This window comes from Campylobacter sp. BCW_6463 (assembly GCF_001762785.1).
GTDB lineage: Bacteria > Campylobacterota > Campylobacteria > Campylobacterales > Campylobacteraceae > Campylobacter_D > Campylobacter_D jejuni.
The window spans coordinates 1-3738 of record NZ_MJXL01000006.1 but is presented as its reverse complement, the minus strand read 5'-3'; the positions used below and the strand labels follow the sequence as shown (position 1 = coordinate 3738).

At 29.7% G+C, this 3738-nt stretch carries 3 protein-coding genes; all 3 read right to left on the bottom strand.

The window, feature by feature from the left end; genetic code table 11:
* The coding region (locus AJ884_RS00070; protein ID WP_148123910.1) for a conjugal transfer protein TraG N-terminal domain-containing protein at positions 1–1565 on the bottom strand (1565 nt) is incomplete at its 3' end.
* A gap of 342 nt (positions 1566–1907) precedes the next feature.
* Complete coding sequence (locus tag AJ884_RS00065) at positions 1908–2711, bottom strand: hypothetical protein (protein WP_070233291.1); 804 nt, start codon at positions 2709–2711, stop codon at positions 1908–1910.
* Between the two features lie 22 nt (positions 2712–2733).
* Positions 2734–3738, bottom strand: a 1005-nt coding sequence (locus tag AJ884_RS00060) for a hypothetical protein (protein ID WP_070286328.1), incomplete at its 5' end; no start/stop codon positions are given.

The following is a 3738-nucleotide window of genomic DNA, read 5'->3' as shown; positions in this document are numbered from 1 at the left end:
CCTGCACCCACAGCCCAAACTTCATCTCCTCTAGGAGCAGCAATGCTAGTTTGTGTAGATAAGGCTTGCTGATTTGCAAAGCTTCCAGCAGCTCTTGAAGCACCTGTTAGAGCTTGAGATAATCCAGAAGCAAAAGTTATAAATCCTTGCTCACTTGCTTTAGCAATTGCATAAGCTAAAACAGGAGTACTCATTACAAGATAATTCATGAAATTTGATCTATTTGCTACTTCTTTGAATATAAGCATGTTATCTCCTAAGCTTAAAGCTGCTTTTCCACCTGTTATTACTTGTGCAACTTTCATAAGATTATAATCATTTAGATAGTTAATAATACAAAGAATAGGAGTCCAAAGCACTATCCAAATACATAGAGTAAAAAACATCTTAATATGTGCGTAAGAGCCAAATACAATAGAAAGCAAAGCAACAAGCCAAGATAAACCTATGATAATAGCTGTTAAATAAGCTTTAGCTAAAGGCAAATAAGTTTGCGCCATGTGTCCTTGTGCTTGCATACTTGCATAAAATTGCTGATCCGCATAAGCAGTATTTGCAGCCACAGAAGCAGGATTTAATCCTACTGATTTAGCGGTATTAATGATTGCATCTTGAGAAGCAAGCATTATCATGGATTGCTGTAAATAAGATCTAGCACTTACAGCTTGTTCGTTATAGATTTGTGCAGCGCCTAAGAACTTTTGCTCATAATTTGTCATATCATCTACCATACCAAGCAAAGCAGCATGAATCTTCATAGCTTCATCTGTATCGTTTTGAATCATTTCAACGATTTGAGGACCTGCATCAGAACAAGGTACAACACTTTGTTCTTCAACATTATTGTTATTTTTAAACAAAGGAGTAAGCTGAGAGCCATTGCCTATGTTTGTGAAAAGATCTTGCATTAAATTATCAGAGTTTTGAAAAAGATTTCTACCTTGTTGATTAAGCAAGATACCTACTGAAACGCAGTTTCTAAAATAAAAATCAATATTTTTTTGCAAAGTTGCATCAATAGCCGAAAGCTTTACGCTTGGTAAAGTACTCATCACTTGAAGTGAAAAACCTAAACCTGCGTTAGAGAAATTTGTAGATTGTGGAGTTGAAAAATGTTTTTCCATAGCTTCTAGGATAACCTTCTCAAATTGTGTCATTAATGCAAAGCTTTTTCCTATGCCTATAGGAATTTGAGAAATGACATAATCTTTACTTGTTACTTCATCGTGAATCATGAAGCGGTGATTATTGTCATTTGGCGCCCTTAAAAACATCTGCCACACTACAGCAAAAAGTATAAACATTTTTCCAAATTCAAACACAGGATTTGTTTGTCCATCCATTGCTTTTTTGATACTAAAAAGCAATAATGAGATAGCTAAGGCTGCATTAACGATATAACTTGTTTCAGTGGTTATACCTTTAACAGCTTGCATGATTTCATTCATCACATCGCCATAACCCCAAGTATAAATTAAATTGCTATTAGCTATTTCAGTTGCACCAAATAAAAATGAAGGTGCAAAAAACAAAGTGCTAAAGAATAAAAAGTAAAATCTTTTCATGGACTGTTTTAAGAAGTTAAAGAGTTTGTTTGGTATAATTATAAAAGGTAGATGCCAAAGGCGGCTACCTTTGGCATTAATCATAACCTAGAAAGGCGGTGATTAAATTGTCCAATAAAATTATAGTAATAATTATACTACTTTGTATAATTATAGTCAAGTGTTATTAACACTTGATTTCCCCTTTTTTTAAGGGGAGCTATAATTTTCCCTTTGGCTTAACCAAACAAACTTTTAACTAAGCTTCTCTTCTTCTATTGAATTTCTATATTTTTTTATATTTTTTATTTGAACTAAATAATAAACTTAACAAGATTTAAATTTACCAAATCTACTATCTTTTTACTTCAATCTCACATTCATAATCATATTAGATAAAAAGATACTATCTTTATCAAAGTCTTTTGAGTTATATTCATTTTTTGATTGTATAGTTTGCATAGTTTGTATTAAAGTTGAAAGATTGTATAAACTTAAACTTTCTAATATATTTATGAGTTCTATCTTGCTTAAAGTATTAAAATCATTTAACAATCTAAGATAATTACTTATAATAGAAGAAGAGTGAATACTATGAAATAAAATTTTATTTTTTATATCTTTTTTAATAAAAAATTGATTATCTTTAAAATAAAAATAATTTCTAAAATGATTATTGCTTATTATTTGATTATAAAAACTTAAAAGACTTTCTTTGCTGTTTAAATCTATAAAATTAAGATAAAAATTCTTTTCTTCTAAGGCTAATTTTAAAGCATTAAGATTTGCAAAAGAAGCATTAATATTTTCATTATTTTTTAAAGCATAAACGATATTTTCTTGTTCTTGTTTTTGGGTAATAGCATATTGTAATAAAGGATTTTTATAATGTGTATCGCTATTGATTAAAACATTGATATAAAAAGCTTCTTTGCTTTTTTGAGTTAATTGAAGCAAAGATAAAAGTGTAGAAGGGATATAAAAAGAATCAAGCTTTAAATTTAAATACTTATCATAAGTATTTATATAAGTTAATTCTTGAGTAAAATCCAAAGCTTGTTCTTTTAAATTTAAAAGCATTGTTCCACCTAATCCTAATAAAGCTAGATTTTTGAAATTCTCTAAAGCTTTTCTTTTTTCTAAATCGATTTGAAGTATTTTTTGCATTGTTTTTCCTTTCTTTTGTGGTTTACTCTTTTATATTATGCTCTTTAGCATAAGCTAGTATTTTAGCTCGAAGTTCTTGCGGAAAATTATATCTATAAATAGCAGGGATTCTTGGATCAAGAAGTCTATCAAGCTTATGTCTTTTATAATACCATTCTAGATTTTCAGGGGTAAAATAATAAGGGGCATTAGGATAGCCTTGAGGAGGAGTTAGGGCTGCTAATTTGGCATGTAATATTAAAGTATCATTAAAAAGTTGAGCCCTTTCTTCACTCCAATCATTAGGTGTATCGGTTTCATAGCCTTGCCTCATACCATTTTTATACCCTCCCCTATGATGATCAAATTCTCTTCTGCTTTCATAAGTAGAATCTATATCCCTTGGATCTTTTATTTTGCCCTCAACTATATCACTTCTTAAGGCTTTATACATACTTCCAAATTCATCACGAGCAATTCTATATTTATTATAATCAATCACCCAATCTACTCCCATAATCTCATCTATAAAAGGAAGCATACCAAATTCATCAGGTTTTAAAGTCTTAGCTAAGGTTTTAATCTCTTGTTCTCTTAAAGGATTTTTATGCACTCCTACTAAACCACTTCCTACAGCAATATCTGCATAACCATAAATAGCACCTAATAAATTAGGTTTATCTAATATACTACTTCCTCCACTTAATTGTATATAAAGTATAGTAGCTTGGATAAATCTTGCATTAAAACCATTTTGAGACATATCATTAGCTAGGTATTTATAATCACCTAATATTCCTGCTGCCATACCCCATTCATTATGAAATAAACTTGATCTTAGATTATGTTTATTATCATCTACTATTCTATATAATTTTTCATATTTAGGATCTACATTTCCTTTTTCATCTACAGCTCCTATAGCTTCATAAGGTATATCTATAACAACACTTCTTATACCACTTCTTATAACTAAATATTTATATCTTTCTTTTTTAGTTTTTAAAGATTTATAATAAGCTTTTTCTGCTTTAGTCCAAGGAGCTAT

Coding starts and splice junctions, on each gene's coding strand:
- AJ884_RS00065 (WP_070233291.1), bottom strand. CDS start 2,711: ATGCAAAAAATACTTCAAATCGATTTAGAAAAAAGAAAAGCTTTAGAG.